This window comes from Acidiluteibacter ferrifornacis (genome assembly GCF_009909615.1).
In the GTDB taxonomy this organism is placed as follows: domain Bacteria; phylum Bacteroidota; class Bacteroidia; order Flavobacteriales_E; family Vicingaceae; genus Acidiluteibacter; species Acidiluteibacter ferrifornacis.
On record NZ_WWNE01000007.1, the window covers coordinates 245,189 to 271,805 of the forward strand.

Consider the following 26,617-nt stretch of genomic DNA (forward strand, 5'->3'; position numbering starts at 1 on the left):
AACATTAATTGTATTATGCTTAATAGAATCATTAAATATTTCTTGGAGAACAAGTTGGTTACTGTTCTTGTCCTTACAGGTTTTGTGGCCTGGGGTATCATCACCGCACCTTTCGGTTGGCAGGTGGGCGTTCTCCCGTCTGACCCTGTACCCGTTGATGCTATACCTGATATTGGCGAAAACCAGCAAATCGTATTTACCCAATGGCAGGGTCGATCACCACAGGATATTGAAGATCAAATCTCCTATCCTTTAACCACCTATTTGCTTGGTATACCTGGTGTAAAATCCATTCGTAGCTCATCCATATTCGGTTTTTCAAGCATCTATATCATCTTCTCGGAAGATGTAGAGTTCTATTGGTCACGTTCTCGTATCCTTGAAAAACTGAGTTCATTACCATCAGGGCTATTGCCCGATGGAGTTCAGCCAAGCTTAGGTCCTGACGCTACAGCTTTAGGTCAGGTGTACTGGTACACCATTGAAGGAAGAGACAAAAACGGTAACCCAACTGGTGGTTGGGATTTACACGAAATCCGCACGGTTCAGGACTTCTATGTGAAGTATGGACTCAATGCAACAGAAGGAGTTTCAGAAGTAGCCTCTATTGGTGGATTTGTGCAAGAGTATCAAATAGACGTGAATCCTGATGCACTCAAAGCTTACGACATCCCTTTGCACAGAGTAATGCAGGCAGTTCAAAAATCGAATAAAGATGTAGGAGCAAAAACCATAGAGATCAACCAAGCAGAATACTTAGTACGTGGTTTGGGCTATGTTAAAAAAGTCGAAGACATTGAAAAGGCCGTTGTTGCTGTGCAGGACAATGTGCCTGTACGAATAAAAGATATTGGCGTGGTTTCGCTCGGCCCTGCTACCCGCAGGGGCTTGCTAGATAAAGATGGTGCAGAAGTAGTAGGCGGAGTAGTTGTAGCACGATATGGTGCGAATCCCTTGCAGGTCATCAACAATGTAAAAAAGAAGATAAAAGAAATAGCACCTGGGCTTCCAAAGAAAACTTTAGCAGATGGCAGAGAATCTCAATTAACCATTGTGCCCTTTTATGATCGTTCGGAATTGATTTACGAAACCTTAGGCACCCTAGAAGAAGCCATTTCACTGCAAGTACTCATTACCATTTTGGTAGTAATTGTAATGGTGTATAATCTTAGGGCTTCTTTTCTCATTTCAAGCATACTACCTATTGCTGTGCTCATGGTATTTATCGCCATGCGTTACTTTGGCGTAGATGCCAACATTGTAGCCTTATCAGGTATTGCCATTGCCATCGGAACGATGGTTGATTTAGGCGTGATTCTCTCAGAGAATATCATCAAACACATTGATGAAGCCCCACCTAAGCAGAAACTGATTACCACCGTTTACAATGGCGCTTCTGAAGTGGCTACAGCAATACTCACAGCCGTTTCTACCACCATTGTGAGTTTCATTCCTGTATTCACCATGCAAGCTGCCGAAGGAAAGCTATTTGGGCCTTTGGCCTTTACCAAGACCTTTGCCCTGATTGCTGCACTGCTGGTGAGTCTGCTAATCATGCCTACCCTGGCACATTGGTTTTTCGGCTTCAAAATCAAGAACAATCTACTCAAAAAGTACGGTAGCTACGTACTTGTCATCATTGGGGTAGTCGCACTGGCTTTTGGTCAGGTTTGGGGTGGAGTAATGCTATTTCTCTTTGGTGTAATAGGCATTCTCAAACAATTCTTAAATGCTAACAGCAAGAATTTTCCGAAACCCGTTCTCTTTTTATACCAATACGCAGAGTTAATCATCGTATTAATAGGCGTTACCTGGCTCTTGGCAAAATACTGGTTACCACTAGGGGCATCACAGTCTCTCCTCGTCAATTTCGTATTTGTGGCAATACTAGTGGCTGTAATCTTGGGCAGCTTCACCCTACTAGAATATCAATACAAAAGGTTTTTGCATTGGTGCCTTGATAATAAAACAAAGTTTCTTGTCATTCCTTCTTTGCTTATTCTGTTGGCTGCCAACATTTGGTTAGGCTTCAACACCGTTTTCGGTTTTGTTTCTAAAGGATTTGAATCCGTAGGCTGGAACATCAACAAGACTAAAGTTTGGTCTGAATTGGCGCATACTTTTCCAGGAATTGGTAAGGAGTTCATGCCTTCGCTCGATGAAGGCAGTTTTCTACTTATGCCCACCTCCATGCCACACTCAGGTATGGAGTACAATCGAAGAGTGGTCGGGCAATTGGATATGTTGCTAACCAATATACCTGAAGTGGAATTGACGGTAGGTAAATTAGGACGGGTAGAATCTGCTCTTGACCCTGCACCCATTTCGATGTATGAAAACATCATCAATTACAAGTCCGAATACATTCTCAACAAAAAAGGTCATCGACAAAGGTTTAAGGTAGATGACAACAATCACTTCATTACCATTTCGGGCGATACCTTGAGTAATCAAGAAGGACTAGACCTAGGAATTAATGCGAGCGATTTAATTGTTGATGATAATGGTAAATACTATCGTAATTGGCGTAAAGTGATTAAGTCTCCAGATGACATCTGGAATGAAATTGTCAAAGTCACTAAGATTCCAGGGGTTACTTCAGCCCCTAAGCTTCAGCCTATTGAGACGCGTTTGGTGATGCTTCAAACAGGGATGCGAGCTCCTATGGGCATAAAAGTTTATGGCCCAGACCTGAGAACGATAGAAGACTTTGGCTTACAAGTCGAAAGCATACTGAAAGAAGTTCCATCGGTAAAAAAAGAAGCGGTCTTTGCCGACAGGATAGTGGGTAAACCTTACCTACATCTAAATATCAATCGCGATGAAATTTCACGCTATGGGCTAAACATAGAAGATGTCCAACAGACCATCGAAACCGCTATTGGTGGTATGAAGATTACCTCAACGGTAGAAGGACGTGAGCGTTTCCCTGTCAGGGTTCGCTATCCAAGAGAACTTAGGGATGACCCTTCAGCTCTTGGCAAAATATTAATGGCAACACCTACAGGCGCCCAAATCCCGCTATCACAAATTATAGATTTTGAATACGTAAGGGGGCCTCAAGCCATCAAGAGTGAAGAAACCTTTTTGGTTGGTTATGTTCTGTTCGATAAAAGGGATGGTTTCTCTGAAGTAACTGTGGTAAATGATGCGCAGCAAGCTATTCAGAAAAAGATAGATTCAGGAGAATTGACTGTGCCTTCGGGAGTGAGCTATAAGTTTTCGGGGAGTTATGAAAACCAGGTCAGAGCTGAAAAACGTTTATCAATCATTGTACCTCTGGTATTAGGTATTGTTTTTCTCATACTCTATTTCCAGTTCAAATCGGTCTCTACTTCGTTCATGGTATTTACAGGTATTGCCATGGCCTTTAGTGGTGGTTTCATTATCCTTTGGTTGTACGGTCAAACATGGTTTGCCGACTTTTCCATATTCGGCACCAATTTTAGAGACCTATTCCAAATTCACACCATCAATCTCAGTGTAGCAGTTTGGGTCGGTTTTATAGCCCTATTTGGTATCGCAACTGATGATGGCGTTTTGATGGCCACTTATTTAGATCAGAGTTTTAAGCGAAACAAAACAGACCACCTTAAAGGTATTAGAGCAGCCACTGTAGAAGCAGGTCAGCGAAGAATAAAACCTGCTGTGATGACTTCTGCCACTACCATTATTGCCTTGCTCCCTATCCTCACTTCAACAGGCCGTGGGTCTGATATCATGATACCCATGGCAATACCCGCCTTTGGCGGGATGCTATTTGCGGCTATCACATATTTCATTGTTCCAGTGCTTTACTGTTGGAGAGAAGAACGCAAAATCAAAAAAGCTCAATCATGAAGAAATTTATCTTAATCATATGCATTGCAATGGGCTTTCACTTATCAGGAAATGCTCAAACACTAGAAGACTATTTCCAAATAGCCGCAGAAAATAACCCTGGGCTTTTGGCTAAATACAAAAACTTTGAAGCGACCATGCAAAGGGTCACTCAGGCGAGCAGCTTACCCGACCCTAATTTATCTTTTGGCTACTTCATCTCTCCTGTAGAAACGAGAGTGGGCCCTCAACAAGCCAGATTCTCAATGACACAAATGTTTCCTTGGTTCGGAACGCTAAATGCCCAAGAAAATACTGCTTCTTTACTGGCTGAAGCAAAATATCAGGAATTTCTGGATGCAAGAAACAAACTCTATTATCAGGTAGCTGCCTCTTATTATCCGCTTTATGAACTGGAAAAACTGATTTCGATTGAAGAAGAAAATCAACGCATTCTATCTTCTTACAAGGAGATAGCCACTGTTCAGTTTCAAAATGATAAAGGGTCTATGGTAGATGTGCTGCGTGTTGACATCATGCTAAAAGATGCAACTACTGACTTATCTATTCTCAACCAAAAGAAAAAGCCTCTTGAAACCCGTTTTAATAAGCTATTAAATCGAAATGAAAACGAATCCATTGAAATAATTGACACGCTTCTCTTAAAAGAAATCACACAAGAATTTAGAAAGGATTCAATGTTGGTTGCAAATCCGTTGCTTGAAGAATTGAATCTAAAGGTTCTAGCAAGCCAAGCCCAAGAAAGAACGGCAATCAAGCAGGGATTGCCAAAGTTTGGTATTGGTTTGGATTATGTAATTGTAGGCGAACGTACTGACATGACTCTGGAAGACAATGGCAAAGATGTATTAATGCCTATGGTCACCATGAGCCTGCCTATTTTTCGTGGTAAATACAAGGCTGCTCAAAATGAAGCGCAGTTGATGCAGGAGTCCTATGAGCTTCAAAAGGAAGAAGTAGCTAATCGGCTGATAAGCTCCTATGAAATGATTTGGTACAAGATTCAGAAACAGACTGAACTCATTGTTTTGTACGAAGCGCAAATTCAAGAATCAGAGCAATCCCTCAACCTGCTGTTCTCGGCCTATAGCAATTCAGGGAAAGACTTTGAAGAAGTGCTGCGGATGCAACAGCAAATTTTAAAGTATCAACGAATGAAAGCCACTGCCCTGTCGGATTATCATATCGCTTTGGCTGAGTTGGACTATATAACGGCAAAAACGAAATAATTATGGAACATCAACACGATCATAAACAGCACGAACACTCACATGATAATCATGATTCACATGGCGGTCATCATGATCACCATGCCCATATGATAGAAGACTTTAAAAAGCGCTTTTATATCAATACTGCGCTCTCCGTACCTGTTTTAGCCTTTTCTGAAATGATTCAAGGCATATTGGGATTTTCAATCAGTTTTCCAGGCATGGGCTATGTAGCAGCCGCTCTAGCAACATTCATATTCATTTATGGTGGCTGGCCATTCCTTAAAGGATTAAAGGATGAACTTTCTCAAGGCGGTCCTGGAATGATGACCCTAATAGCCATTGCCATAACCGTAGCATGGGCTTACAGCACGGCAGTAGTATTCGGGCTGGAAGGTAAAGTGTTCTATTGGGAGCTAGTTACGCTCATTGACATTATGCTTTTAGGACATTGGCTAGAGATGCGTTCCATTATGGGAGCATCTAAAGCATTGGAAAAATTAGCTGAATTGATGCCTTCAGAAGCTCACAAAATAGATGGTGACAAAATTCATGACGTGAAAATAAGTGACCTCAAAAAAGGTGATCTGATCCTCATTAAACCAGGTGAAAAAGTACCTGCTGATGGCAAAATTGTGGAAGGCGATAGTGAGTTGAACGAAAGTGCTTTAACTGGAGAGAGTAAACCAGTTCAAAAAACAAAAGAAGATGAAGTAATTGGTGGAGCCATCAATGGAGATGGAAGCCTAAAAGTTAAAGTTAAGTCATCTGGTGAAGATAGCTACCTGAACAAGGTCATCAAATTGGTAGAAGAAGCTCAGCAAACCAAATCTAAAACACAGAACTTGGCCAATACAGCGGCTGGATGGCTTGCTTACGTTGCAATTGGCATAGGAGCAATCACCTTCATCGCCTGGGCTTTCTTCAGCTCACAGGGAATGGACTTTGCACTTGAGCGCATGGTAACGGTGATGATCATCGCTTGTCCTCACGCTTTAGGTTTGGCCGTACCCTTGGTGGTAGCTATTTCTACTGCGCTATCGGCCAAGAATGGATTGTTGATTAGAAACCGAACAGCTTTTGAGACCAGCCGCAAAATTACGGCTATCGTATTTGATAAAACAGGAACACTGACGGAAGGAAGTTTCGGAGTAAACCGAGTAGTCTCATTAAACGATAAATCAGAAAATGATTTGCTTTCAAAAGTGGCTGCTATCGAGCAAAGTTCCGAGCATCCCATTGCCAAAGGCATTGTTAAGGAAGCTAAAAGCCGTGATCTTAAACTGCCTTCAATTTCCGATTTCGGTTCCACGAAGGGAAAAGGCGTAAGTGCAAAAATTGAAGGGATCACTTATCACATAGTAAGCCCTGGATACCTAAAAGAAGAAGGTATAGACTTACCGAAAGAAGCCAATTCAGACCAGGCAGAAACTGTGGTGTTCATTCTCAAAGAAGGCAGCTTGGTTGGTTTCATTGCTTTGGCAGATCAAATCAGAAAAGAAAGCAAATTCGCCATTGATAACCTAAAAGCAAAGGGCATCAAAGTACTGATGGCAACTGGCGATAATGAACAAACCGCCAAAGCAGTAGCGAAAGAATTAAAGCTCGATGGTTACTACAGCCAGGTACTTCCTCATGAAAAGTCTGAACTGATTGAGAAGCTTCAAAACCAAGGTGAGTTTGTCGCCATGACTGGCGATGGAGTAAACGATGCACCTGCCTTAGCCAAAGCAGATATAGGTATTGCCGTGGGTTCAGGTACAGATGTAGCCGCAGAAACAGCCGACATCATTCTTACCGAAAGCAGCCCATCCGATATAGCTACTTTGATTCTGTTCGGAAGAGCAACCTATAAAAAAATGGTTCAGAACCTCGTTTGGGCAACTGGCTATAATATAGTGGCTATTCCACTTGCAGCGGGAGTTCTATTCTATCAAGGCATTATGATTAATCCCGCATTAGGTGCCGCTCTCATGAGCTTAAGCACCATTATTTGTGCCGCAAATGCGCAGCTTCTGAGATTAAAATTTAAAAAAGACTTACAATGAAACAGTTGAATAAAACAACCCTAATTCTAGCACTGAGCACACTTGTGATAGGTGTCATAATGGGCTGGCTGATATTCGGTCGCGCCAATACGAACGTGATTAACGAAGTTGGCCATGCTATTGCTGAAGATACCGAGACCATATGGACCTGTTCTATGCATCCACAAATCAGAAAAGGTGAGCCAGGCGATTGCCCTATTTGTGGGATGGACTTAATTCCGTTGGAATCGGAACAAAACGAAGAACTAAACCCCATGGCAGTAAGTATGTCTCCCACAGCTATGCAGTTGGCGCAGGTTCAAACGCTCACGGTGGGTAAGGGAAGTGTCACAAAATCCATTCAACTGAATGGCAAAGTGCAGGAAGATGAACGATTACTGCATACACAATCTTCCCATGTATCAGGTCGTATCGAAGAACTAACTGTAACGTTTACAGGAGATTTTGTGTCAAAAGGTAAGATCATTGCAAGGCTTTATTCGCCCGAATTAGTGACAGCTCAGGAAGAACTTCTCGAAGCACAAAAAATTGCCACGACACAGCCTGCTCTATTCAATGCAGCCAAGGAAAAATTAAAGAAGTGGAAGCTCACAGATAAGCAAATAGATCAGGTGCTGACTTCAGGTCAGGCTATTGAGTCATTTCCTATTCTTGCAGATGTATCGGGATATGTTACTGAAAAAATGGTCAACCTTGGAGATTACGTAAGGCAAGGTGAACCCATATATCAAATAGCAGATTTATCAAAAGTCTGGGTATTGTTTGATGTGTATGAGACGGACATGGGTTTTATAAACAAAGGGGATAAAGTCGAATACACTATCCAATCAATACCAGGTAAAACATTCAGTGGTACAATCAGCTACATCGACCCTGTAATAGATACCAAAACAAGAGTGGCTAAAGCAAGAGTAGAACGAAACAATGCCGACTTAATGCTAAAGCCTGAAATGTTCGTCAGTGGAACCGTAGAAGCAAGTACTTCAACAAAGAAGCCATCATTGACGGTTCCAAAATCAGCCGTTATGTGGACAGGCACTCGTTCTGTTGTTTACGTCATGCAAACCAGCTCACAAGGCGTTAGTTTCATAATGCGAGAAGTTACGCTAGGTCCCGAATTAGGAGATAGTTACGTAATTGAGTCAGGTTTAGAAGCTGGGGAAGAGATTGCAGTTAACGGCACCTTCAGCATTGATGCAGCAGCACAATTAGCTGGTAAACCAAGCATGATGAACCCTCAAGGCGGGGTAGCTATGACAGGGCACAACCATGGTGGTCTAAAAAATTCTGCAATGGAGAATAAGCCCTCTGCCATTAAGAAGACTTCCTTATCTACCTCTGCAAAAAAATCCATAGAGCCTCTTTTCGAGTCTTATTTTAACTTCAAAACTGCCCTTGCATCTGACGATTTTAAAAAAGCAAAGCAATCAGGCTTGGCACTGAAGTCTGCACTTGCTAATGTGGATATGACCCTTTTCAAAGGCGATGCTCATGCTGTTTGGATGGAGTTATCATCTTCCCTGAAAAATTCTTTACAACACATTGAACACGAAGAAAACATAGCCGCCCTGAGAGAAAGCTTTATCCATATTTCAAACGGGATGATAGCAATTGCAGAGTCTTTTGAACCAAATATATCTCCAATTTATATTCAGCATTGCCCGATGGCAAACTCAGATAAAGGTGCAGATTGGCTGAGCCAATCAAAAGAAATACGAAACCCCTACTTCGGTGAGTCTATGCTGACCTGCGGAGAAGTAAAAAAAGAAATCAACTAATTATTCACTTCAAATTCAAATACAATGAAATCAACAACTCAGAAATTCAACACAAAAACAAATAATCCGATGATGAGAACATTTCTTGGATTACTTGTATCCATCGGGTTAACAACTACCCTTTATTCTTGTAATAACTCACAGAAAAGCGATGAGAAAAATAAAACAGAGCAATCCACTATTGATGCTGGTCAAGCTTCTGGCGTATTAGATAACTATCTTAAAGTGAAAGATGCCCTCGTGCAATCTGATGGATCAGCAGCTAGCAAAGCGGCAGGGAAACTTATACTCAGCATTCCTGATGGTCAAGATGAACTAATGAAAAAAATACGCTTTGATGCTCAGCATATAGCTGATACGGAAAACGTAGATCACCAACGAGACCACTTCAATACCCTTTCAGACAACATTTACGCGTGGGTAAAAGAATCTAATGTAAATGATCAAAAGCTTTACAAACAATACTGCCCTATGGCATTCAACAACGAAGGAGCCTACTGGCTCAGTGCCGAAAAAGAAGTAAACAATCCTTATTTTGGTGATAAGATGCTGCATTGTGGAAGTGTAAAGGAAGAATTGTAACTAGAATCAATTAATGCCTCAAGTGTAATACTTGGGGTATTAAACCCTTTCTACGCCCATGTCGTTTCAGTAGGGGCATTTCAACGCAAACGACATTCCCAAATATGGTAAAACGAATCTTTGGTTCTTATGAAAGATGTAATCGAAAATAAATTAAAACTCAGGTCAGTTAAACCTACGGCCATGCGCCTTTTGGTTTTACAATGCTTAATGGAACAAAATCGTGCTTTAAGTTTGAATGAACTTGAAGCACTTTTTGAAAATGCTGATAAGTCAACCATTTTCAGGACGCTCAAAACATTTCAAGAAAACTACTTGGTACACAGAATCAATGACGGTAGTGGAGCAATCAAGTATGCCCTTTGTGATGATGACTGTATTTGCAGTTTGGAAGATAACCACATTCATTTCTTGTGTACTAAATGCGAAAAAACCTATTGCCTAAAGGATACCCCTATCACAACTCCGAATTTACCAAATGGCTTTAGAGCAAACTTTGCCAATTATCTGATTGAAGGCATTTGTTCTACATGTACCTAAACTTTGCAATGGCATTGCACTCCTTAATAGTTTGCTTTGTGTTCGAATTAAAACTTGAACATGAAGCACGCATTTCTATCACTTTTCATTCTACTTAGCGTATCTGCTATTGCGCAAAACAACATTTACTTTCAGGTAAATGATGAAGAAGGTGAAAGCCTCATTGGTGCAACTATTGTTATTGATGGAACGACAAATGGTGGTACAACAGATGCGGAAGGCAAGTATCACTTTCAAAATATTCCAAACGGCTCAATCAACTTTGTTATAAGCTATGTTGGATATGAACCGCAATCCAAAACACTCCTTTTTCCTGAATCAGATGGTAAAACGATTGATATTGTCATGGAATCCGGTGAAGAGCTTGAAGAAGTAATTGTGTCTGCTACACGTTCTTCAAGAACAATAGAGACCATTCCAACACGGATAGAAGCTGTAACTCTAGAAGAGCTTGGAGAGAAAGCCGTAATGAACTCAAGTAACATAAGCATGGTACTTAGAGAGTCTCCAGGTATAATGATGCAACAAACCTCTTTGAGTTCAGGAAACATGAACATACGTATTCAGGGACTTGATGGTAGATATACCCAAATGCTCCGTGATGGAGCACCTATATATGGCGGCTTTGCAGGTGGGCTATCAATCTTACAGATCCCGCCACTTGACTTAAAGCAATTTGAAATCATTAAAGGTGGAAATTCAACACTCTACGGGGGTGGTGCCATTGCAGGTATCGTAAACTTGGTTTCCAAAACCCCAGAAGAAGAACCTGAACTTACCATAATGATTGACCAAACAAGCGCATTGGGAACTACAGGAAATGTCTTCTATGCACAGAAGTATGGAAAGTTGGGACTAACCATGTATGGGTCAGGAAACAATCAAATAGCATACGATCCAGATGATGATGGTTTCTCGAACATGCCTCAATCACAGTCTCTCACTCTAAATCCACGATTATTTTATTATCCCAGCAACAACACAGAAGTTTCGCTTGGTGTAGGTGCAACCCTTGATGAAAGAACAGGTGGAGATATGAAAGTGATTGACGGCAATCCCGAGATAGAAAATGTCTTTACGGAGGTAAATAAATCCGAAAGGTATAATTCTCAATTTCTTTTGAAGAACCGGAAAGATAACCGTGAGATAATATTAAAAAACAATATTAGCCTGTTCAACCGGGAATTAACTATTCCCGACTATCTATTTGACGGACAGCAGCTATCCAGTTTTTCAGAAGCATTTCTAAAACTCAACAAATCAGATGAAAACGAATGGCACTTAGGAGTGAATCATTATTACGAGTCTTTTACAGACAACAATCCTGATAGCCTTGGCTCTCAGGGTTACACATTCAATACGTTTGGTGCTTTCGTCCAGAACACAAGGAATTTAGGTGAAAGATTTGTTTTTGAAGGTGGCTTACGTACCGATTACAACATTGAACATGGCCCCTTTGTACTGCCAAGACTTGCTCTACTTTACAAGCACAGTAATAAGTTTTCTTCAAGGATAAGCGGTGCAATGGGTTATAAACTCCCAACGCTATTTACAGAAGATGCGGAGCGTATTTATTATAAAGATATAGCACCGATTAGCACAAGTTCACTCAATCCCGAAACCTCCATTGGTGGGAATATTGACTTCAACTATAAAACTATTGTACTAGACAAATTCACGTTTGCCATTAACCAACTCTTCTTTTTCACACAGCTCAACCAAGCATTAGTCCTAAGAGAAGATGTACCAAGCAGCACATACTTTTATGAAAATGCCGATGGCCCAATTCAAAGTTCAGGTTTTGAAACTTCGATTAGAACCACATACGAAGACTTTAAATTATTTATGTATTACACCTATACCAACACACAACTGAAATACGACAATATAAATAAGCAGCAGCCCTTAACCCCTGAGAGTATGGCAGGTTTCATTCTGATGTATGAATTAGAAGACAATTGGTCAGTTGGCTACGAACTCTACTACACAGGCCAGCAATTTGATAACAGCTTTGATCAAAAACCTGACTATTGGACAATGGGTTTTATGGTGATGAAGCACTTTGAACACATTACCCTATTTGCCAACTTCGAGAATTTCACCAATACAATACAAACCAATTTTGAACCACTTGTAAATGCTCCAATTTCCAATCCAACCTTTAATGATATATGGGCACCCACTCCAGGCTTTGTATTTAATGGTGGTGTGAAGATTAACATTTTCTAAATCATGGACTTTTACCAAATCATAACTCCAATTATCACCGTTGCGTATTTGCTCATAGTCTTTGTGCTTCGCTCAATCATAGTATGGCGGCAATCGGGTGTTAATCCTTTTGTTTTCAGTTCAACCGAGAAAGCACATGACTACCTCGGTTTCATTTACAAAATGGCCGTTCTTTTTATGGCTATAACAATTGTCTGCTACTCCTACCTACCAGCTGTTTATCAGTTTTTGAATCCTATCACTTTTTTATCACAGGACTCAATACAAATGGTCGGTATAGCCCTCCTGCTAATCTCATTTCTTTGGACATTAATCGCTCAAGTTCAAATGTCAGATTCTTGGCGTATTGGAATAGACTATGACGAAAAGACTGAATTAGTTGATAAAGGGATATTTACTATCTCAAGAAATCCAGTATTCCTAGGCGTAGTGGTATTTTACATTGGCATTTTCCTAATTCTTCCAAACACCCTGAGCTTTACATTGGTAGTAGTGATCTTAATAACCGTACAAGTCCAAGTAAGATTAGAAGAAGTGTACCTACTTGAAACACATGGTGAAGCATATCAAGCATATAAAAACAGTGTGAGACGATGGATTTGATGCGAAAAGCAATATTCCACATTTCTAAAATGGACTGCCCTTCGGAAGAGCAAATGATTCGTATGAAGCTTTCCGATTATGATTCCATACAGCACCTTGATTTTGAAATTCAAGACAGAAAACTAACTGTAATGCACCTTGGCAATTCAACTGAAATATTGAATCTGCTAGAAGAGCTGAAATTGGATACAAAGTTGGTTTCCGAATCAAAAACGACAGAGTCAATAAACTACTCTACAGACTCCAAAAAAGAGCGAAAACTACTATGGGCAGTACTACTTATTAATTTCTCATTTTTTGTAATTGAGATACTCTTTGGTTGGATTTCAAAATCAATGGGGTTAGTGGCTGATTCATTAGATATGTTAGCTGATTCAATTGTGTACGCACTCAGTTTAATGGCAGTGGGGCAATCTGCTATCCGCAAAAAGAACGTTGCGAAATGGAGTGGATATTTTCAATTACTCCTAGCCCTAATAGGATTAGTTGAAGTGATAAGACGTTTTATAGGATCGGAAGAAATGCCTGTATTTCAAACCATGATTATAATCTCATTTCTTGCCTTAATAGCCAATGGTCTTTCGCTATATCTTATTCAAAAATCCAAAAGCAAAGAAGCTCACATGCAGGCTTCAGCGATTTTTACTTCCAATGATATTATTATAAATATTAGTGTGATTGTAGCAGGCACCCTTGTCTATTTTACCAGCAGTCAGATTCCTGACCTTGCAATTGGTTCGATAGTCTTTTTGATAGTCATTCAGGGTGCTTTCCGAATACTTAAATTAGCAAAGTAATCCCTCCCACGGCCATGTGCCTACGGTAGGTGCATTTCATTCGTTCCTCATTCCATTTACCAACCTTTAGCACCGCACAGCAAGAGAAGCCCGTTATTCCATTCCGCAAGGCTACATTCCATATCGTGCTACACTTGCTTTTTGCCAACGCACAACCCCAACGCAGGTAAAGCGGTATTCGTCAATCGCTCCATTTAGTTTCACAAAAACATATCTGCAAGGGTAAATGCACTCCCTACGGTCGCCCTTGCATATACCACTCACTACCTTTCAGTTTGCGCTCCAGTGGGTGCTCACTTCAAGTCGTTCATTTGTTTTGTTTCACACATTCCACTCAATCCTCATTCGCAGCTTTTCTATCCCCCCAAACCCCGATTAAGGTGTTCGCTAAACTCACATATATTTAATTGGGGGGCTATCGCTGCTTGTTGTTTTGCTCGCCTGCGGGTCGCTGCGGGCTAATCGGGCTGTCATGCTTTTTGCTTACCTCCACGGCTACAGGCGCTGCGTTTCAGTCGATTCTTTTCAATCCACTCCTTCAACTTAGCCCCTTTCACCTCCGCTCACAAGAGCAGTTCACTCATTTCAATTCATTCCTTGTGCCTCGTCATTCCTTTCAATTCGTTCACTACACTTGCCTTTCCCGACACGGTTGCAAAAAATCACGCCAGCCCTGTGTAGTTCCTACATAGGCGTAGGTCGCCTTCACCCTAAAGGGATTCAGGCTTTTTCCTACACCACCCTTGCTCCGCTCGCAGGCGGCTCGCGAAATCGGCTTCGCCTTAGTTTACCTGCGTTTCCCCACTCCTAACCAAGAAAGACAGTTGTAGATTTAATGTTTAAGTATTTGCTTAAATAATAAACTTCTTTTCTTTTATTTGCGTTAATTTAAGCAATCACTTAAATACGCTCAATTATGGTAAAATCATGTATCAGGGTTTATGCTAATCAGGCACAAATAGATGACTGTAAACAAAGCATTGAAGATGTCTCAGCGTCAGTAACACGTATTTCAAAGGCATTAAACCTTGCAGGTAATGAAGTTCGTTTAAAAATCTTATTCCTATTGGACAAAGAATCCCAAATGTGCCCTTGTGATTTAAGTGATGTCCTCGGTATGACTGTACCTGCAATCTCTCAGCATTTAAAAAAACTCAAGGAAGCGGGAATAGTGAAGTATGAAAAAATTGGACAAACAGTTTTTTATTCACTTGCAGAATCCAATAGCCACATACTCAATCCAATATTCAATCTATTGGCTTCAGAAAAACAACTAGCTATATGAAACCTAATAAATCAAAATCCTTGGCCTTAACAAGCGTCCTGACTGCCGTCAGTGCTTCACTCTGCTGTATCACACCTGTACTAGCTCTTATTGCAGGGTCTAGCGGCATAGCAGCTTCCTTTTCATGGTTAGAACCCTTTCGTCCATGGTTAATAGCAATAACACTGCTAGTTCTAGCATTTGCATGGTATCAGAAACTAAAACCTCAGTCAAAAGAAGAAATTGAATGCGCTTGTGATGATGTCGAAAAACCAAGCCTTTGGCAATCGCAAAGATTCCTTGGCATTGTTACAGTATTTGCCGCAATTATGCTTGCATTTCCATACTATGCCGACTCCTTTTTTCCTGAGACAAAGTTTTCAAATTCCGTTGATAGAACCCTTGAATCTAACTATCAAATCTCAATTAAAGGTATGACCTGTACAGGATGCGAAGAACACGTCAAGGTAGAAATTGGTAAGCTTCCGGGTATTACACAATTAGAAGTTTCCTATGAAGATGAGAATGCCGTAGTATCCTTTGATGAATCTCAAACGAATATTGAAGAAATTAAATCGGCAATCGGTAATACAGGTTATAAAGTTAAATCAGTGAATAAATTAAAATGAGCGAAATAATCCTACAATCGACAATTACTTGCCCTGAATGTGGTCACAAGAAAGAAGAAACCATGCCTACAGACGCATGTCAATTTTTCTATGAGTGCGAGAACTGTAAGAAAGTACTGAAACCTCAACAAGGTGATTGTTGTGTTTACTGCAGTTATGGCTCAACTCCCTGTCCACCTATTCAAAATGATAATGGGAGTTCATGTTGTCAAACAAAAAAATAGAAAAGCAAATTTAAGTGGGTCGTTAGCACTAGGTATTGTTTCACAAGGTCAAGCCCTGCGGGTTTTGAATAAAATCTCCACCCTTCGGGTAGTATTTGATCCAAAAACCTTGTTCACAATCCCTCCCCACATTCAAAGAGAGCTTTCTCTTTTCTTTTTTTCCCTTTTTTCTTTTCTCTTTTAAAAATGTCTGTGCGAAGCGCAGCGAGCATAATTCTAATGGCTTGCTATATGAAAACGCTTCTGCTAAAGACACACAGACCGACAACCACCTACACACAACCCCATTTCTTTATACTGAATAAAGGATTGAATAGCGGTAAACCATTGAAAGCACCCTGCCCGAATTGCTTTGTTTGCCTCCTCGAAAACCCTGATTCAGTTGACCAGGTGTATTGGATAGCATACGCACTTTGGAAGTCAAGACAGCTTGAAATGTTTCTACGTGGTTCAGTGATTCCATTCATAACCATTGGAGAATACAGAAAGCATTTTCTAAGGACCATAAAGGCTGCTGAAGAGAAAGAACAACAACTTGAAAAACTCATTCAGAGCTTCAAGCTCTTAGAGATTCAAGAACAAAAAATCCATGTTTCATTAAAAATGATTGAAACCGCAAGAATGGCATTTTTCAGGGAGTTGCTATGACCTGCATTCCCTTTTGTCATAGGCGTTTAAGCAAACCGAAGCAAGAAAGAGCTAAGAAACCGAAAGAAACCACTTTGCCCAATTATTGACGTAATCTTGGTGGAAAGTGACAAGGCCGTACCAAGTCCGAGTCAAGTCCAAGTAACTAATGTTTAACCCCTAAAAATTTAAAGATCATGGGTAAAATTTCACAAGGTGTCTTAGGCGGCTTCTCCGGCAAGGTCGGAAATGTCGTAGGTGGTACATGGAAAGGTATTGATTACATGAGAATCAAGCCTGCCAATGTATCGAATCCAAGAACTGCAGGTCAAGTTGACCAACGTTCTAAATTCTCAACTACTCTTAAATTCTTGCAGTCAATGACTGACTTCTTGAGAGTAGGTTTCAAGTTGTACGCAAACAAGATGACGCAGTTCAACGCTGCAATGTCTTACAACTTGAATAACGCAATCACGGGATCATATCCCAACTTCACTATTGACTACGCCAATGCGCTCGTTAGTCGTGGTGGATTAGTAGGCGCAGCAAACGCAGCTGTTAGTTCTTCAGGTGGATTGGTTGAGTTCACATGGGACGACAACACAGGCAGCGGAAACGCTCAGGCAACTGACAAGGCGTTGCTAGTTGTTTACAACCCAACCAAGGACGAATCAATCTATGATTCCGCAGGAGCTGTAAGAAGTGCCACTTCTCAGAACTTAGGAATGCCTGCAAGCTATGTAGGTGATGATGTAGAAGCCTTCATTGGTTTCTTATCAGAAGACGGTAAAGAAGTCGCTAACAGCGTTTATATCGGTTCTGTAACAGTTGCTTAATAGCAATTGGTTCTCTCTCGAAAACCGCTCTAATTCTAGGGCGGTTTTTTTATTCCCTTACCTTTGTGTTTGCACTTGTTTAGCGGTTAATTAGCTCTATTTCAGGACTTTTTGTTACTGATTTGTACCTAGAAGCACATAACTAACTGATAATCAATAGTGCTTTAGATATTGTATCGGAAAGTAAGTAGCTAACAATTAACTAGTTAACTTCTCTCAATTACCATCCACAACAAGCTTTTATCATTAATCCAAAAAACTAAAGCTCAAGTAATACTCCACATTTGTTGATTTTATCATGATTAGGAATGAAATGTAGCTCATTATTTAATCGCTCTATTTCCTCTATATTCAAGACGAGGTCATTCAAAAATATAGCTTGTTTGTAATTATTATTTTTCAACCATATCATAATTTCCTCTCTGATTTTTTGATTACCCCAATAAAATCGCATAGTAGGAGTAGATGTTGCATACTCTATGGTACCAGTTTTTAACTCCCCCCATACAACATCATAGGTTTCAAAACACTCCTTTAAGTCTTGAATTTCCAAAGAAGTAGGAATCTCTTTTATCGACTTATACTTTGAATAATTAGTAATAAATATTGCTAATAAACCAACTAAAGCGATAAAGTTTAAAGCTGGAAATAATATTTTTTTCTGTGGATTTAATGTAGATACCTTTTGGATAATCACTCCTATCATTATTAAAGATAGTCCGTAAGGGTAATAAGGTGTTTTTGCCGCATGAAACAAAAAGAAAAGATAAATAAACAACAAGCTAAAGGAAAAGGAAAGGTATGTTTTCTTTTTATCATTGAAATTTAAGAAACAAAGAACCATTAACGATAAAAAACTAACTATCAGCCACTTATTTTCATTTATAAAATAATACTTAAAATTAAGGATAGCCATTTCTAAATTTGCGGAAGCTTGATCAATCGAAGAATAGGTAGAAGCCAGAAAACTATCTACCAATAATTTAGTATAGAGAGAATAAGGTAAAATTCCAATCACCAAAAGAATTATTAGAGTCTGTGAAACCGACCTCGCTAAGTCATTAAAGTTTTTTGTTTCCACATATTGCAATAACTGATGTATTAAAATAGGACTTATAAGCAGAACATTGGCTAGTCTGAAATTTACAGTAATTGCAATTAATAATGCGGCGACTCTCCAGTTTCTAGAATAACAAACACCCGCTGCTAATAAAAACCCAAATGTAGGAGCTACTGAGTTTACACTAGTGTATTCTGTTAAAAATGGTGCAATTAGAATACTAAGTAATATAAAAATCGTAATCAGGGTAAATTGCTTTTCTCTGGTTCGTCTATCCTCTTTTAAACCAACTAAAAATGTTAAGGTATAGATTAATAAGACCACAACAACTGGAAAGAGATATTGACGATATAACTTTGGAATAAAGGACATTAAAAGAGAAGTCCCTATGGGATATTGATTAATAACTTTATTAGAGTGCTCATCTAAATGGTAAGCATGTGGCAGCATTACCCAGGTCATCTCCTTGGTTGTATATCCCTGATTCAACAAATGTTGCTTCAATTCATTAAAAAATGGTCTTTTTGTATGGCTTTTCAATAAATTACCATTACTAATTGCTTCAGACATATGCAAATAACCAAATTCATCACATCCTTTGGGCAATTCATGATGGTTTTTATAAAACCTTACGTAAACAGATATTACTAATAGAAAAAATAAAGACATTTGCAGGATTCTAATAGCTGTGCTTTTCTTAAACGCCATCTCATTATAATTCATGAGTTTTATACCCAAAAGTAATAGTTCTAAAACACTTGTTAGTATTTTAATTGTTGTATCAATTGTTTTATTAAGGTTTGCTTGGGGAAATTTTGACTGGACATACTTCATAGTTTTAGGGGATAACTTCGTATCTGAACAAATAATAGGAGAAGAAGTAATTATTCAAAAGGGACCAGGATATGATGGTCAATTCTATTATGCTTTAGCAAAAGACCCCTTTTCATTTGAAAAAGTAAAAGGTGGCGTTATTGTAGATCATCCTCCGTATAGACATCAGCGAATTTTGTATCCCTTATTGGCTCACATTGCTGCATTTGGAATTCCCTCCTTTATACCATTTATGCTGGTGTTGATTAATATGATTTCTTTAATCATTATTAGTTTTACTGTATCGAATTTCAAATTTATTGCCTCAATAAAATGGAGTTTTTACCTACCATTTTTAATATCAGGACTCTGGATGAGTTTAAGCCGTGATTTAACTGAATGCATAGAAGTTTTATTACTCGTATTGGCATTGAAATCCCTATTTGAAAATAGATTATACCTCTTCGTTTTTTTGTCTAGTCTTGCATTATTAACCCGAGAAACCACTATCATATTTATAGGAGCAATGACGGCTATTTGGTTTTGGCGAGATATGTCCTCACCTCAGTTATTAAGATACAAGATTCAAAATTCATTATTACTAACAGTCCCATTCCTTTTACTCTCCTTTTGGAAATTAATTCTATTACACTCATACCCAAGTAGCGAATTAGTTTCGGCAAGCTCAAACATTACTTTCCCTTTCAATGGTCTTTACATGAGCTTTAAAATCTCCAAAAAGCTATATAGAATTTTTGGTTTGGATCGTTTTTCTCATTTGGCAATTTTGCATATTTGGTCTAGGAATTAATGCTATGACTTTCAAATTTAAGTCCCAATTTGTTGGCAGTACTTTATCTGTATTAGGGGTAATAGGAATAAGTTTTGCATCTGTCTTTTCAATCTCTATCTATATTGACGATTGGGCATTTCTCAGAATCCTTTCATCGCTTGACTTGTTTCTTTTTTTATTAATCCTTAATCAGAAAAAGGCACTTCCAAACTGGTTTTCGATTGCAACTATTTTTCTTGCGCTTTTGACAATTGCCAGAATTATCTTTAGGGTTTAAACCGTTACTAACAGTTTGAGCACAGAAAATCTCTTAACACATTAAACCACAAAAATTCACTTTAATTAAACCTACCTTCGCCATTCATTAAAAATCCAATTATGAGTGCGAACGATATCAATCAAATTTTAGCAAAAGGTCAAATAAGGAATTTAATCATTGTAGTAGGTATACTCTTAATCCTATTTCTTTTGAAACCTTGGGCTCAAGTCGATGCCGGTCAAAGAGGTGTGGTTCTCAATTTTGGAGCTGTTCAAGATATTGTTCTTGATGAGGGCATACACTTTAGAATTCCAATTATGCAAGAAATCAAAACAGTAGATGTGAGAATCCAAAAAGTAGTAACAGATGCAGCTTCTTCTTCATCAGATCTTCAAGATGTAGATATGTCAGTTGCTTTGAATTATAATATAATACCAGACAAAGCAAATGTAGTAGTACAAACAATTAATTCTGATTATAAATCCACCATTATCGACCCTGCTATACAAGAGGTAATGAAAGCTGTTTCAGCAAGATATACCGCGGAAGAATTAATTACCAAACGACCAGCCGTAAGTAGTGAAATGAGAGAAGCACTAAAACGTCGCCTTTTGGAGTCAAACATCACTGTGACAGGATTTTCCATCATTAACTTTAGTTTTTCTCAGACGTTTACTGATGCAATTGAAGCCAAGCAAACCGCCGAACAAAATGCCTTAAAGGCGAAAAGAGACTTAGACCGTATTAAAGTGGAAGCAGAACAAACTATAGCTGCTGCAACTGCCGAAGCCGAAGCTTTACGACTACAGAAAATGAATATTTCTCCTGACCTAATTGAATTAAGAAAAATTGAAGCGGAGCTTAAAGCAATAGACAAATGGAATGGAGTTCTTCCAGGTGTGACCGGTTCGGGGGCAATTCCTTTTATCGGTGTTGGGGGAAATAAGTAATAAATCCTATAAAATAGCAAACTTTAGAATGACTAACTTTTAGGTTAAGGTGTTATTTACACATACTCTATGTCTATTACTTCAAATTTTCTTTCACCATTTAATAGTTTCAATATCGCTTTCTCTCCAACTTTTTTGCCCATCAATAAAAGCGCAATTGGAGAGTTAAAAGCCATTTTCTTTTTGGAAATATCGGCTTCATCTACTCCCACAATATGATAACGTTGAACTTGATTAGCTTTTCCAATTTTCAATGAAACGGTTGCTCCAAATCGGACTTCATCCTTTGGCTGTTCTGATAAATCTATGATCTGTGCACTAGAAATCCGTTCATTGAGCAATTGAATTTTAGCATGAATTAAATTGGAAGCTATTCGCCTTTCTTTTTCGTTAGCACCCTCTAAATCTTCTCGTTCCTTAATCAAAGCCTCTTTCTCAGCTAATAATTCATCATAACCCTTTGATGTAACATAATTCATTAACCCCTCAGGCAAATCGGCTCGAGGCGGAACCATAGGAGTTTCCTCTTGATCATCCTCTTTTACAAATCCTCTACTCATATCTTTTAGATTTAGTTATCTAAGTTATGAAAGTCTATTTAAATGATTTAGTGTAGAAGATATTGAATAGTTAAAACACAATAAGCAATTTGCTAATAGCATACTTTTCACTCGATTTTAATAAAATTCTTTCAACCCCCAATATAATTATCCGAGCTGTATTTACTTTTAAGTATAAATCCGCTCTAATCCGTCAATTAATAATTACTTTGCAGTCTGCTATTGCTTTAGATAGAATGAGAACAGAGCTAATTAGAAAGATTAAAACAAACAAGGGTTATGTTTACCTTATCGACTCCGACCTATATAACATTGATCGTAACCAATTTCGATCTAAAAAAGACTTCCAAGCACAAGTTGTTCGTTTGTTCCTAACTGCTAAAATTGGTGATCATGTTCTAAATCATAATGATAGTGGGGCTCCTTTTCTAGTAGATTCTAATTACCACCTTTCTATTTCACACTGCGATCATTTATTCGCAATATACCTCTCGTCTTTTGAATTCATAGGTGTGGATATTGAGGTTATAAAAAAAGATATTCAAAAAATCATACCCTACTTTATCAATCAACAGGAACGAAATACCAATTGGACCTTTGAGCAATTATACATTATATGGTGCACAAAAGAAGCCGTTTACAAATCTAAAAAAGGAAATATACAGGATTTAGCGGCTGAAGTAACTGTTAAGAGCATCGCTAATAATGAAGTAATATATACTTTCAAAAATCAGGTTGAAAAATTGACCTATGAAATCACTGACAATTGGGTATTGACCTACAATTAAAAACAAGCAATTGTTCCTTTTGATTTCTATACTAGGAAAGCAATTGCTCGAAGAATCCTCCAATTTTTAATACTGGGTCTATAAAGTGAATTTCATAAATCCAATAACGCTCATTGCCATTTTTGTCTTTTTCACTCATCAATATATCATTATTGGGGTGAATATAATTGACTTCTTCCTCTCCTGCGATTTGTTCATGTGGGAATTTCCCAATCAAATGTCCGCAATGAATGTTACCAAACTGCCAACCGTATTTCTGAGCCAATCCTTTGGTATAGTTGTAGAATTCCGCCCCGGTTAAAGTGTCCTTATTTTTATCGAAATATACTTTTCCTTCTTTCCATGCATCTTCTACATCCTGCTTTAATTTTAGTTTTAGATTGTGTTTCCCAATCACATAGGTTTTACCCATATCAGCTTCCCATTCTTCAAAAACAGGCCCAAAGTCAAAAAATAAGATATCATCCTCTTGAATGGTCAAGTTGGGTGGATTTTCTTTGTATGGGAATAAAGTATTTGTCCCTGTCCTCACGATTCGCTTGTGCCAATATTGTCGAATTCCAAATAGTTCAAAAGCCAACTCATAAACTTGTGTATTGAGCTCTTTTTCAGACTTTCCTGCTTTCACTAGTCTGCGATTTTCAATTTCCTGAAATAATAATTCAGCCTTTTTTTCTGCTTCTATTAACTGTCTCAATTGATTGCTCATACTTCCTACCTATTTATTAATTTCAAGCTTTGCACGCTCAATCACCTCATCTTTAGTTCGATCAGATAAGTTAGTAATTACTCTGATATCTGGTGGCACACCACTTTCGTATTCATTATTCAGATTTGCATCTAAGGTTTGAGTAATGGAAAAACGATAAGTCCATCCATTGGGCAATTGTCCACCATTAGGCAACCCCAATCCACCACCTGTGGTATCTCCTATTAACGTTATACTCGGCATAGCCTTAGTAGACAACGCTGTAAATGATCCTGCGCTATAAGTTCCACGATCAATTAACATCATTACCTTTTGATTATATATTGGTGAAACCGGTGAAATAAAAGTAGGTTGATCTTCTGAAAATGCAGTGTGCGCTTTACCATTCTTCAGTCTACTGTAATAAACAAGTGTTTTCTGATTAATGAAGCGCTCTAGAAGAGCAAATACATCACTTACTGCCCCTCCTCCATTTTCTCTCAAATCAATTATCAACCCTTTCGTGTGCTTATACCTATTGAGAATAAAATTCAAATTAGTAGAATTAATCATTCCAGTAAATTGTGAAAACCTAATGTATCCAATTTCTTGATTCGAATTCAGTAAAAAGTCGTGCACAAAGGGTCCAGATATATAATAGTCGGAAGGTAGGTAATGATCAGTAACGATTCTCCAGTCAAAATTGTCAGGTCCTAAATTTTGAGTTCCATAAAATGCGACATTAAAAGTGGAGCTTAAGTTGGTATGATCGTCTTTAAGTTCTCTCAACAATCCTCCCAATACATTAAAAAGGGAGTCATCAGACATTTCAGGATAAAGTTTGGAACTGTACTCGGTATACTTTTCATCCCAATCAATTTCTTTTAAATCGAAGTAAGCATATTTCTCATCACATTGTTTCCACAAATAATCAAAATTGACTTGAGGGTCTAAAGAACTTAAGTCTTCTTCAAACAAATAACCTTCGCAAGCCATTAGAAAAGGAATAAATACGGCCAACATATACTTTATACTCTTCATCATCGATTGGTTTTAAATAATAACGCTACACTTATCAGGTGATTACTCATCTCAAAAACATCCAAATCTCCTCCAGTTTTATAAGCCTCCCAGTCATATGCAAGCTTTACTCTATTACTATTGTTCAAAGAAATTTCATAGGCAAGGCTGCTAGATATCTTTGCTCCTGAAAACACCCTCAACTCATGGTTGTCGAATATGTTCCATCCATCCCTATTGGTAATTGCACCTTGACTTAAGTATGCGTAGCCGTTTCTATATGAACTATTCACCACTCCTACATTGAATTGATACGTTAGACTTCTTGATCTTGGAAACAAAGAGTACTTGATGAACAAAAACTTTTTATTCTTCTGCTCAGTTCTCGAGATATCTAAAATCACTTTGGCCGCCACTTGCAAATTAATAAAAGCCTCAATTCCTAGGTTATTATTCATTAGGGCCTCATTAAACCTATAGTTTCCCATGGCAGAAAGCATTCCTCCGACTAAGAATTTACACTTTGCAGTGTTCCAATTTCTAATACCTCTTAAATAAGAATAGTTAAGGGTAAATGTATTGATCGAACTGTAATGAACTTCATTCTCAATCAAGGAAGAGTAGCTTCCCGCGGCCATTATAAAATTCGCATCTGTTTCAAAAATGTTATTTTTTTTATTTCTACCAATTTTTGCATGAATTCCTGGACCGCTGTAAATTAATGGCGATGTGGCAAAATCTCTAAATGTTCCTAATTTGACTCCAACTCCCAATTCTAAAAATGTAGCTCGGGCGGAAGTGTCTCGTGCAACCCATCCTGACTGTTCTAATTCTTGGGCTAAAGTTCCGAAGCTAAGAATCATCAGTAGAGGAAATATGACTTTAAATTTCATTCTTATTTTTTTAAAGGTATTATCGAAATCTTCAATTAAATTTTATATTAAAAATAAGTCTATCACACAATCAACAAAAAGTTTAATTCTTTCATCTTCATCAACTATATAGTTTCAAAAGTAAACATATAGATAGACGTTAAATACCACTTAAAAAAATTACCCCACACAATGGATATTAAAAATATGACTGCTTGTCTATTTAAAACCTCCTCTAATCGAAAAAAGATGACTCACTGTCGGATTCTAATTAATTTTAGCAATTAGTAACATCCCAACTTTGACTAAACATATTCTCTTTTTCTTATTATTGGTTTTCTCCTTTTCAGTCAATTTAGTTTGTCAGCAATTGGTAGGGGAAAAAGAAAATTCAGTAATAGATTCTTCAAATACCTCTCTACTTCTATTTATAACCGATGAAGAGCTAGAACTTATGTCCTACGTTTCCAGTAAAATAGAGTTTTATCCCAATACTTATGTATTAACTCTGGAAGCAATTGAAGCCATTGAGCTAATTGCGGACCTTCTAGAACAAAAACCTGCATACAACTTAGTTATTTCAGGTCATTATTTTGAAAGTTTCAGTAAAAAGCGCAACCTAAAGCTTTCTTTACAGCAAGCTGAAGCGATTAAGCATTATTTTATGTCTGCTCAATTAGATGAATCCAGAATACGCATTAATGGATATGGCGAAAAACAGCCACTTTCACTAACTAATTTGAAAGTTAATACTCGAATCGACCTTTCTATCAACTTTTGAGTAGTTAATAGGAAAAGAAGTTTGACTAATTGGGACTTCCTGAGTAAATTTAGCTTTCACCTTTACTCAACTACCATGAAGTGGCCCTATAGTTTAAAAAATAAGTTATCTGTTTCGATTATTCTCACTATCATAATTCTATTGATACTATTAGTCAATATTCAGAATCGACAGCGATTTGAACAATTGGATCATTCTATGTCGAGTATTTATGAAGATCGACTAATGGTGCAAAATTATTTATTCAAATTATACGATAATCTTCAAAAGGAAGAAAAACTAAGGAATAGCACTTCCAATTCTATTATAAAAGATTTGGACGAATTGAAAGAGGAGCGGCAACAAATTATTTCGAAATATGAAGAGACCTATCTTACCGAAAAGGAAAGAAAAGAGTTTGCAAACTTTTTAAATCACCTGAATAAAAAAGACAAACTTGAGCAACAAATACTTGAAAGTAAAGACTCTACTACTCGAGTTAATTTACACGAAGCTTTTGAAACCAATACTGCGAAAACGCTAAACTCGATGCGTAATCTCTCAAATATCCAAACTCAAGAAGGCAAAGCTCTTCAGATAAGTTCACATAAAATAGTCCTAGGTAGTTTATCCATTTCTCAGCTGGAATTAGCGATACTTATTGTTTTAGCTTTAGTAATTCAAGTCCTCATATTTACCTCTAAAACCTTAAAAATCAAAACCCACACACCTCATCACTTAAACTAGATGATGGTTTTTACACAATTCCTTTTATCGGGAATTTGATAGCTTTTAACTTTAAAAGCCCCTACCTCAACGAAGATTAAATTTAATACGCTTCCTTCC

24 protein-coding genes are annotated in these 26,617 nt (G+C 38.2%); 19 read left to right on the forward strand and 5 right to left on the reverse strand.

What is annotated here, in order from left to right:
* Nucleotides 1–15: 15 nt before the first annotated feature.
* The 14 genes from GQN54_RS09835 to GQN54_RS09900 all read left to right on the forward strand — a co-directional run bounded on the left by GQN54_RS09835 (nt 16) and on the right by GQN54_RS09900 (nt 17,208).
* On the forward strand, nt 16–3,840 hold the full coding sequence (locus GQN54_RS09835) for an efflux RND transporter permease subunit (RefSeq protein ID WP_160633367.1): 3,825 nt from the start codon (nt 16–18) through the stop codon (nt 3,838–3,840).
* Nucleotides 3,837–5,069 (forward strand): TolC family protein, encoded by a 1,233-nt coding sequence (locus tag GQN54_RS09840; RefSeq protein ID WP_160633368.1) that lies wholly within the window; start codon nt 3,837–3,839, stop codon nt 5,067–5,069. The genes GQN54_RS09835 and GQN54_RS09840 overlap by 4 nt, the downstream gene beginning before the upstream one ends.
* Before the next feature lie 2 nt (nt 5,070–5,071).
* On the forward strand, nt 5,072–7,099 hold the full coding sequence (locus GQN54_RS09845) for a copper-translocating P-type ATPase (RefSeq protein ID WP_160633369.1): 2,028 nt from the start codon (nt 5,072–5,074) through the stop codon (nt 7,097–7,099).
* Entirely contained in the window at nt 7,096–8,877 is a 1,782-nt protein-coding gene (locus tag GQN54_RS09850; protein WP_160633370.1) for an efflux RND transporter periplasmic adaptor subunit, read from the forward strand. Before GQN54_RS09845 ends, GQN54_RS09850 begins: the two co-directional genes overlap by 4 nt.
* A gap of 24 nt (nt 8,878–8,901) precedes the next feature.
* Nucleotides 8,902–9,459 (forward strand): DUF3347 domain-containing protein, encoded by a 558-nt coding sequence (locus GQN54_RS09855; protein ID WP_160633371.1) that lies wholly within the window; start codon nt 8,902–8,904, stop codon nt 9,457–9,459.
* Between the two features lie 129 nt (nt 9,460–9,588).
* A complete protein-coding gene (locus tag GQN54_RS09860) occupies nt 9,589–9,999 on the forward strand; it encodes a Fur family transcriptional regulator (RefSeq protein ID WP_160633372.1) in 411 nt (136 codons plus the stop codon).
* A gap of 60 nt (nt 10,000–10,059) precedes the next feature.
* Entirely contained in the window at nt 10,060–12,228 is a 2,169-nt protein-coding gene (locus tag GQN54_RS09865) for a TonB-dependent receptor (RefSeq protein ID WP_160633373.1), read from the forward strand.
* 3 nt (nt 12,229–12,231) lie between these two features.
* The gene (locus tag GQN54_RS09870) at nt 12,232–12,831 is read left to right on the forward strand and encodes a methyltransferase family protein (RefSeq protein ID WP_160633374.1); all 600 of its coding nucleotides are present in this window, start codon (nt 12,232–12,234) and stop codon (nt 12,829–12,831) included.
* Nucleotides 12,831–13,628, forward strand: coding sequence for a cation transporter (locus GQN54_RS09875; protein WP_160633491.1), 798 nt, complete (start codon nt 12,831–12,833; stop codon nt 13,626–13,628). The genes GQN54_RS09870 and GQN54_RS09875 overlap by 1 nt, the downstream gene beginning before the upstream one ends.
* Before the next feature lie 916 nt (nt 13,629–14,544).
* Entirely contained in the window at nt 14,545–14,913 is a 369-nt protein-coding gene (locus GQN54_RS09880) for an ArsR/SmtB family transcription factor (protein WP_160633375.1), read from the forward strand.
* Nucleotides 14,910–15,521 carry a mercuric transport protein MerTP gene (gene merTP / locus GQN54_RS09885; RefSeq protein ID WP_160633376.1) on the forward strand — a complete coding sequence of 204 codons (612 nt, stop codon included), beginning with the start codon at nt 14,910–14,912 and terminating at the stop codon, nt 15,519–15,521. The genes GQN54_RS09880 and merTP overlap by 4 nt, the downstream gene beginning before the upstream one ends.
* The gene (locus tag GQN54_RS15460; protein ID WP_160633377.1) at nt 15,518–15,745 is read left to right on the forward strand and encodes a GDCCVxC domain-containing (seleno)protein; all 228 of its coding nucleotides are present in this window, start codon (nt 15,518–15,520) and stop codon (nt 15,743–15,745) included. Before merTP ends, GQN54_RS15460 begins: the two co-directional genes overlap by 4 nt.
* Before the next feature lie 231 nt (nt 15,746–15,976).
* Nucleotides 15,977–16,393, forward strand: a complete 417-nt coding sequence (locus GQN54_RS09895) for a DUF6943 family protein (RefSeq protein ID WP_160633378.1) — start codon at nt 15,977–15,979, stop codon at nt 16,391–16,393.
* Between the two features lie 176 nt (nt 16,394–16,569).
* A complete protein-coding gene (locus GQN54_RS09900; protein WP_160633379.1) occupies nt 16,570–17,208 on the forward strand; it encodes a DUF6266 family protein in 639 nt (212 codons plus the stop codon).
* Nucleotides 17,209–17,467: 259 nt separating this feature from the next.
* On the opposite strand, the gene GQN54_RS09905 is transcribed toward GQN54_RS09900, so the two are convergent.
* The gene (locus tag GQN54_RS09905) at nt 17,468–18,991 is read right to left on the reverse strand and encodes a hypothetical protein (protein WP_160633380.1); all 1,524 of its coding nucleotides are present in this window, start codon (nt 18,989–18,991) and stop codon (nt 17,468–17,470) included.
* Between GQN54_RS09905 and GQN54_RS09910 the strand changes: the two genes are divergently transcribed.
* Nucleotides 18,990–19,892 carry a hypothetical protein gene (locus GQN54_RS09910; RefSeq protein WP_160633381.1) on the forward strand — a complete coding sequence of 301 codons (903 nt, stop codon included), beginning with the start codon at nt 18,990–18,992 and terminating at the stop codon, nt 19,890–19,892. The two genes, GQN54_RS09905 and GQN54_RS09910, sit on opposite strands and share 2 nt — an antisense overlap.
* A gap of 360 nt (nt 19,893–20,252) precedes the next feature.
* A complete protein-coding gene (locus tag GQN54_RS09915) occupies nt 20,253–21,083 on the forward strand; it encodes a prohibitin family protein (RefSeq protein WP_160633382.1) in 831 nt (276 codons plus the stop codon).
* A 56-nt stretch (nt 21,084–21,139) separates the two neighbouring features.
* Here GQN54_RS09915 and GQN54_RS09920 read toward each other — a convergent pair whose 3' ends face one another.
* Nucleotides 21,140–21,643, reverse strand: a complete 504-nt coding sequence (locus GQN54_RS09920) for a GreA/GreB family elongation factor (RefSeq protein ID WP_160633383.1) — start codon at nt 21,641–21,643, stop codon at nt 21,140–21,142.
* Between the two features lie 236 nt (nt 21,644–21,879).
* Here GQN54_RS09920 and GQN54_RS09925 point away from each other — a divergent pair, with 236 nt between their 5' ends.
* Complete coding sequence (locus GQN54_RS09925) at nt 21,880–22,431, forward strand: 4'-phosphopantetheinyl transferase family protein (protein ID WP_160633384.1); 552 nt, start codon at nt 21,880–21,882, stop codon at nt 22,429–22,431.
* Between the two features lie 31 nt (nt 22,432–22,462).
* On the opposite strand, the gene GQN54_RS09930 is transcribed toward GQN54_RS09925, so the two are convergent.
* From GQN54_RS09930 to GQN54_RS09940, 3 genes are read right to left on the reverse strand one after another with little or no spacing between them, the layout of a single operon-like run.
* The gene (locus GQN54_RS09930) at nt 22,463–23,140 is read right to left on the reverse strand and encodes a M24 family metallopeptidase (protein ID WP_160633385.1); all 678 of its coding nucleotides are present in this window, start codon (nt 23,138–23,140) and stop codon (nt 22,463–22,465) included.
* A gap of 9 nt (nt 23,141–23,149) precedes the next feature.
* Entirely contained in the window at nt 23,150–24,163 is a 1,014-nt protein-coding gene (locus tag GQN54_RS09935; RefSeq protein WP_160633386.1) for a S41 family peptidase, read from the reverse strand.
* Nucleotides 24,160–25,032, reverse strand: coding sequence for a hypothetical protein (locus GQN54_RS09940; RefSeq protein WP_160633387.1), 873 nt, complete (start codon nt 25,030–25,032; stop codon nt 24,160–24,162). Before GQN54_RS09940 ends, GQN54_RS09935 begins: the two co-directional genes overlap by 4 nt.
* Before the next feature lie 280 nt (nt 25,033–25,312).
* On the opposite strand from GQN54_RS09940, the gene GQN54_RS09945 reads away from it, so the two are divergent.
* Nucleotides 25,313–25,792, forward strand: a complete 480-nt coding sequence (locus GQN54_RS09945; protein WP_160633388.1) for an OmpA family protein — start codon at nt 25,313–25,315, stop codon at nt 25,790–25,792.
* Between the two features lie 75 nt (nt 25,793–25,867).
* Nucleotides 25,868–26,518: an MCP four helix bundle domain-containing protein gene (locus tag GQN54_RS09950; protein ID WP_160633389.1), complete on the forward strand. Its 651-nt coding sequence runs from the start codon at nt 25,868–25,870 to the stop codon at nt 26,516–26,518.
* Nucleotides 26,519–26,617: the final 99 nt, after the last annotated feature.